The organism is Polaromonas sp. CF318 (genome assembly GCF_000282655.1).
Classification (GTDB): Bacteria; Pseudomonadota; Gammaproteobacteria; order Burkholderiales; family Burkholderiaceae_C; genus Polaromonas.
Genome location: NZ_AKIV01000082.1, coordinates 60,861 through 66,895 on the forward strand (window position 1 = coordinate 60,861; position 6,035 = coordinate 66,895).

The following is a 6,035-nucleotide window of genomic DNA, read 5'->3' on the forward strand; positions in this document are numbered from 1 at the left end:
AATGCGATCATCCCTCATTGCAATAGCCGTAGCGATCAGCGCGTGTACCACGGCGTCGGCCACCAGCTCTATTTCATTCGAGGCGGACGGCTATCTCCTGGATGTCACCGTGGGCGACGACAGCCGGCCATCCATAGCCGCGCTCAGCTTTGGGATGCCCGGCGGCAAGCAAAGCGTGGTGATTCCGATGCGGCACATAAAAGTCGAGGCCTTCGATACGCAACAAAAGGTCTTGTTGCTCCGGTTCATCAACCCGGGAGATTCGACGCTTCCAAAGGACTTTATTCTGAGTGTCAGAAACGATGCCGGCGTGCTGACAATCGACGGGAAGTCAAGTTCAGGCCGCTTCTCCTGGGGCGTGTAGGGGCTCAGGCGCTCCTGCCTAAACCGACATCCCCCCGGACACCTCAATCACCGCCCCATTGACATAACTGGCCTCGTCGCTCGCCAGGAAGGCATAGACATTGGCAATCTCCTCGGGTCGGCCAAGGCGCTTGAGCGGCACGTGCGCCTCCATTTCCTTGAGGACTTTTTCGGGAATGGTGTCCAGGATGTGTGTGGCGACAAAACCCGGTGCGACGGCGTTGACGCGCACGCCCTTGGGGCCCAGTTCGCGGCTCCAGGTCTTGGTGAAACCGATCACGCCGAACTTGCTGGCCGCGTAATTGGTCTGGCCGAAGTTACCGTAGATACCAACCACCGAGCTGGCATTGAGGATCACGCCGCTGCCCTGGGCCACCATGGTGTCGGCCACGGCTTGGGCGCAGTGGAAGACGCCGCGCAGGTTGACGTCTATGACTTTGTCGAATTGCTCCAGCGTCATTTTCTGCAGGCGGGCATCCTGGGTGATGCCGGCGTTGTTGACCAGCACGTCGATGCGGCCAAACTGGTCTTTGACCTTGCCGACCACGGCGTCGACCATGGCGCGCTGGGTCACGTCCATCACAAATCCCACTGCCTGGGCGCCCAGGGCCTGGCATTGCTTCACGGCGTCGTCGACGCCGGTTTGTTTGACGTCGCAGACGATGACGGTCGCGCCTTCCTGCGCGAACTTGAGGGCGGTGGCCAGGCCTATGCCCTGGGCGGCGCCTGTGATAAGGCTGATCTTGTTTTGGAGTCTTGGCATGAATTAGTTGGGTGAGGTGAATGAAAAAAGAAAGGAGAACGGTGCCGTTCAATACACAGGCTGGTGTTTGCGTATCGCGTCCTTGACTGCGCCGCTCAGCGCAAAGCCGGCCCCGAATTTGACGGCGAGTTCGCCGCAGCGCGCGATGAAAACGTCAATCCCCATGCCGTAGATGAACTGCATCGCGCCGCCCGTCCAGGCCGGAAAGCCTATGCCGAAGATGGAGCCAATGTTGGCGTCGTGCACCGTGGTCAGCACGCCTTCGCTGAGGCAGCGGGCCGTTTCCACGGCCTGGCGGTAGAGCAGACGGTCCTTGAGTTCCTGGATGTCCCAGGGCGTGCCGGGTTTCTCGAACAGGGTTTTGAGTTCGGGCCAGAGCTCTTTCTTCGCGCCGGGCTCGGCGGGGTAGTCGTAAAAGCCGCCGCCGGCCGCGCGGCCCGGGCGTTTCAACTCCTTCACCATGCGCTCGACCAGCAGTTCGCCGGGCGTCGCCGTGTAGGTCTTGCCTTCGGCCGTGAAGTCGGTGCGGGTCTGGTCCAGCACATGCACGCTCAGCGAGAGCGCGGTTTCATCCAGCACGGCCAGCGGGCCCACCGGCATGCCGGCCTGGATGCCGGCGTTCTCGATGGCGGCGGCGGGTATGCCTTCACCCAGCATGGCCGCGCCTTCCATCACAAAGGTGCCGAAGGTGCGGCTGGTGTAAAAGCCGCGCGAGTCGTTGACGACGATAGGAATCTTGCCCAGGGCCTGCACATAGTCAAACGCGCGGGCCACGGTTTCGTCGTCGGTCTGCTTGCCGCGGATGATTTCGACCAGCTTCATCTTGTCGACCGGGCTGAAGAAGTGGATGCCTATGAATTTTTCGGGTCTGTCGCTGGCCGTGGCCAGGCTGGAAATCGGCAGGGTGGAGGTGTTAGAGGCAAAGAAGCCGCCGGGCGCGAGCAGCGGCTCGGCCTCCTGCGTGACCTTGGCCTTGAGGTCGCGCCGCTCGAACACGGCTTCGATGATGAGCTCGCAGCCGGCCAGGTCGGTGGCCTGGTCGGTCGCCGTGATGCGCGTCAGCAGGGCGCTTTGTTCGGCGGCCGTCATGCGGCCTTTCTCGACGCGGGGCGCGGTGATCCTGGCGCTGTAGGCCTTGCCGGCCTCGGCCTTGTCCTGGCTCACGTCCTTGAGCACGGTGCTGATGCCCCGGCTGGCCTGCGCATAGGCGATGCCCGCGCCCATCATGCCGGCACCCAGGATGCCGACCTTGTTGGGCCTGAACTTCGGCATCCGGGGCGGGCGTGACTGCCCGCTCTTGATGGCGTTCAGGTTGAAGAAAAAGGTGTTGATCATGGCCTTGGCATTGTTGCCGGTCATGAGCCTGGCGAGGTAGCGGCTTTCGATGCGCAAAGCGGTTTCCAGGTCCACCTGCGTGCCTTCGACCATACAGGCCAGGATGGCTTCGGGCGCGGGGTAGAGGCCGCGCGTCTGCCTTTTGAGCATGGCGGGCGCGACGCTGAGGGCCGCGGCGATCTTGGGGTTGGCCGGTGTGCCGCCGGGGATTTTGTAGTCTTTCGCTTCCCAGGGGTGCTGTGCCTGAGGGGTGGCGGCCAGCCAGGCCAGGGCCTTGGCGCGCAGTTCGCCCGCGTCGGCCACGAGTTCATGCACCAGGCCCAGCTCCAGCGCCTGGCGCGGGCTGAAGGTCTTGCCTTCGACGAGGTAGGGTTGGGCACCCATCAGGCCCAGGTGGCGCGTCATCTTGGTCACGCCGCTGGCGCCGGGCAGCAGGCCCAGGGTCACCTCGGGCAGGCCGAACTGGGTTTTGGGGTCGTCCACCGCCACGCGGAAGTGGCCGACCAGCGCGACTTCCCAGCCGCCGCCCAGGGCCGTGCCGTTGAGGCAGCTGGCCACGGGGATGCCCAGGGTCTCCAGGGTGCGGAAGTTTTTCTTGACGCGTTCGACTTCGGCATAGGCCTGGGGCGCGTCGGCCGGCGTGAGGCGCATGACCGCCTTCAAATCGGCGTCGGCAAAAAAAGTGGATTTGGCCGACGCCAGGATGATGCCCTTGAGCGATGCCTTGTCTTTCACCACCTGGGCGGTGACTTCGCCGAGATCCTCCTGCCACTGCAGGCACATGGTGTTGACGGGGGAATTGGGCTCGTCAAAGGTGATGGTGGCGATGCCGTCGCTGACTTCGTACTTGATGGTGTTCATAGGACTGGCCATGAAAAGAGGGTTTTCGCGAGGAACACCGCGGAACCGGCTTTGCCGGGCCGCTGGTGTTGCCCCCTTGAGGGGGAGGCGGCTGCGCAGCAGACGCTTCGGGGGGGGAGTCATATCTTTTCCACAATGGTGGCAATGCCCATGCCGCCGCCCACGCACAAGGTTGCCAGGCCATAGCGCAGCTTGCGCCTGTGCAGCTCGTCGACCAGCGTGCCCAGGATCATCGCGCCGGTGGCGCCCAGCGGGTGGCCCATGGCGATGGCGCCGCCGTTCACATTGACCTTGTCATGGGGCACCTTCATCTCTTTCATGAAACGCATCACCACGGCGGCAAAGGCCTCGTTGACCTCGAACAGGTCGATCTGGTCCACCGTGAGGCCGGCCTTGGCCAGGGCCTTGCGCGTGGCGGGCATGGGGCCGGTCAGCATGATGGTGGGGTCGGCGCCGCTGAGCGCCGCCGCCACGATGCGGGCCCGCGGTTTGAGGCCGTGGGTCTTACCGGCGGCCTCGGAGCCGACCAGCACGGCGGCCGCACCATCGACGATGCCCGAGGAATTTCCGGCATGGTGCACATGCTGTATGCGTGCGACCTGCGGGTAGCGCTGCAGCGCCACGGCGTCAAAGCCCATGGCGCCCAGCTGGTCGAAGGCGGGCTTGAGCGAGGCCAGGCCTTCGAGCGTGGTTTGCGGCTTGATGAATTCATCCTCGCCCAGGATGACCTGGCCCAGGAAGTCTTTCACCGGCACGACCGAGCCGGCAAAGTAGCCGGCGGCGCGGGCTTTGGCGGCGCGCTGCTGGCTTTCGAGCGCGAAGGCGTCCACGTCGGCGCGGCTGAAGCCTTCGAGCGTGGCGATCAGGTCGGCGCCTATGCCTTGCGGCACAAACAGGGTCGCGCTGTTGGTTTCGGGGTCCTGCGCCCAGGCGCCGCCGTCGGCGCCAATGGGCACGCGGCTCATGCTTTCGACGCCGCCGGCCACCACCAGCTCTTCCCAGCCGGAGCGCACTTTCTGCGCGGCCAGGTTGACGGCTTCCAGGCCGGAGGCGCAAAAGCGGTTGATTTGCACACCGGAGGCGCGGAAGTCCCAGCCGGCCTTGAGCGCGGCCACCTTGGCGATGACGGCGCCCTGTTCGCCCACGGGCGAGACCACACCCATGACCACGTCGTCGACGGCCGCGGTGTCAAAGCCGTTGCGCTTTTGCAAATCCACCAGCACGCCGGCCAGCAGGTTGACGGGCTTGACCTCGTGCAGGCTGCCGTCTTTTTTGCCCTTGCCGCGCGGCGTGCGGATGGCGTCGTAGAGAAAGGCTTCGGTGCTCATGGGTTTTTCCTCGGGGGAGGGCAGGGATGGTTCGGAGGCGGAAGGGGATGCTCATGCAGTATATTCATTTCACAAAGCAGGCGCTTTGTATAAATACTCCAGGTTTTCCCCACAGGTGACACCATGATCGAACGCAGCCTCTTCAGCTCCGACCACGAAGTCTTTCGCGACGCCTTCCGCCGCTTTATGGACAAGGAAATCGCGCCCTTCCACGAACAGTGGGAGGAGCAGGGTTATGTGGACCGCAAGGTCTGGAACAAGGCCGGCGAAAACGGCTTTTTGTGCATGACCATGCCCGAGGAATACGGCGGCGCGGGCGCGGACAAGCTGTACTCGGTGGTCCAGATGGAGGAACTGGGCCGCGGCGGCTTTAGCGGCATCGGCTACAGCCTGCACAGCGAAATTGTGGCGCCCTACATCCTGCACTACGGCACCGAGGCGCAGAAGAAAAAGTACCTGCCCAGGCTGGCCAGCGGCGAGATGGTGGGCGCCATCGCGATGAGCGAACCCGCGGCCGGCTCGGACCTGCAGGGCGTGAAGACCACGGCGCTCAAGCAGCCCGACGGCAGCTATCTGCTCAATGGCAGCAAGACCTTTATCACCAACGGCTGGCATGCCGACCTGGTGATCGTGGTGGCCAAGACCAACCCGGCCGCCGGTGCCAAGGGCACCAGCCTGATGCTGGTGGAGCGCGGCATGCCGGGCTTTGAGACCGGCAAACGCCTCAAGAAGCTGGGTCTGAAGGCGCAGGACACCTCGGAGCTGTTCTTCACCGACGTCAAAGTGCCTGCGGAAAACCTGCTGGGCGGTCAGGCGCATGAGAACCGCGGCTTTATCTGCCTGATGGAGCAACTGCCCTGGGAGCGCATGCAGATCGCCATCACGGCCGTGGCCTCGGCCCAGGCCGCGATTGACTGGACGCTGGCCTATGTGAAGGAGCGCAAGGTCTTTGGCCAGCCGGTGGCCAGCTACCAGAACACGCGCTACACCCTGGCCGAGCTGCAGACCGAGGTGCAGGTGGCGCGCGTGTTTGCCGACAAATGCGTGGAACTGGTGGCACAGGACAAGCTGGACACCGCGACCGCCAGCATGGCCAAGTACTGGTGCACCGACTTGCAATGCAAGGTGATGGACGAATGCGTGCAGCTCTTCGGCGGCTACGGCTATATGTGGGAATACCCGATCACGCGCGCCTATGCCGACGCACGCGTGCAGCGCATCTACGGCGGCACGAATGAAATCATGAAGGAAGTGATTTCAAGGGCCATGGGCCTGGGCGCGAAGTAGCGCCCGGCCCTCGTTGCCTGAGAGTCGCTCGAAAAACCCAGCGAAGCGGTCCTGGCTAGGCGCGCCGCCGCAGACAGTGCACCAGCACGGCAAGGCGG

Annotated in this window: 5 protein-coding genes; 2 read left to right on the forward strand and 3 right to left on the reverse strand. The window is 64.1% G+C overall.

Features of this window, described 5'->3' with window-relative positions; translation table 11 throughout:
- Nucleotide 1: 1 nt before the first annotated feature.
- A complete protein-coding gene (locus PMI15_RS16190) occupies nucleotides 2-364 on the forward strand; it encodes a hypothetical protein (RefSeq protein WP_007871317.1) in 363 nt (120 codons plus the stop codon).
- 18 nt (nucleotides 365-382) lie between these two features.
- Here the strand turns inward: PMI15_RS16190 and fabG are convergent, their stop codons facing one another.
- The 3 genes from fabG to PMI15_RS16205 all read right to left on the reverse strand — a co-directional run bounded on the left by fabG (nucleotide 383) and on the right by PMI15_RS16205 (nucleotide 4,650).
- On the reverse strand, nucleotides 383-1,126 hold the full coding sequence (gene fabG / locus PMI15_RS16195; protein ID WP_007871319.1) for a 3-oxoacyl-[acyl-carrier-protein] reductase: 744 nt from the start codon (nucleotides 1,124-1,126) through the stop codon (nucleotides 383-385).
- 48 nt (nucleotides 1,127-1,174) lie between these two features.
- On the reverse strand, nucleotides 1,175-3,322 hold the full coding sequence (locus PMI15_RS16200; protein WP_007871320.1) for a 3-hydroxyacyl-CoA dehydrogenase NAD-binding domain-containing protein: 2,148 nt from the start codon (nucleotides 3,320-3,322) through the stop codon (nucleotides 1,175-1,177).
- 119 nt (nucleotides 3,323-3,441) lie between these two features.
- A complete protein-coding gene (locus PMI15_RS16205; protein ID WP_007871322.1) occupies nucleotides 3,442-4,650 on the reverse strand; it encodes an acetyl-CoA C-acetyltransferase in 1,209 nt (402 codons plus the stop codon).
- Nucleotides 4,651-4,773: 123 nt separating this feature from the next.
- On the opposite strand from PMI15_RS16205, the gene PMI15_RS16210 reads away from it, so the two are divergent.
- The gene (locus tag PMI15_RS16210) at nucleotides 4,774-5,937 is read left to right on the forward strand and encodes an acyl-CoA dehydrogenase family protein (protein WP_007871323.1); all 1,164 of its coding nucleotides are present in this window, start codon (nucleotides 4,774-4,776) and stop codon (nucleotides 5,935-5,937) included.
- The last annotated feature ends 98 nt before the right edge of the window (nucleotides 5,938-6,035 follow it).

Bases quoted from the DNA above. Each gene is read 5' to 3' on its own strand.
- PMI15_RS16190 (WP_007871317.1), top strand. From the start codon at position 2: ATGCGATCATCCCTCATTGCAATAGCCGTAGCGATCAGCGCGTGTACC.
- PMI15_RS16205 (WP_007871322.1), bottom strand. From the start codon at position 4,650: ATGAGCACCGAAGCCTTTCTCTACGACGCCATCCGCACGCCGCGCGGC.
- PMI15_RS16210 (WP_007871323.1), top strand. From the start codon at position 4,774: ATGATCGAACGCAGCCTCTTCAGCTCCGACCACGAAGTCTTTCGCGAC.
- PMI15_RS16200 (WP_007871320.1), bottom strand. From the start codon at position 3,322: ATGAACACCATCAAGTACGAAGTCAGCGACGGCATCGCCACCATCACC.
- fabG (WP_007871319.1), bottom strand. From the start codon at position 1,126: ATGCCAAGACTCCAAAACAAGATCAGCCTTATCACAGGCGCCGCCCAG.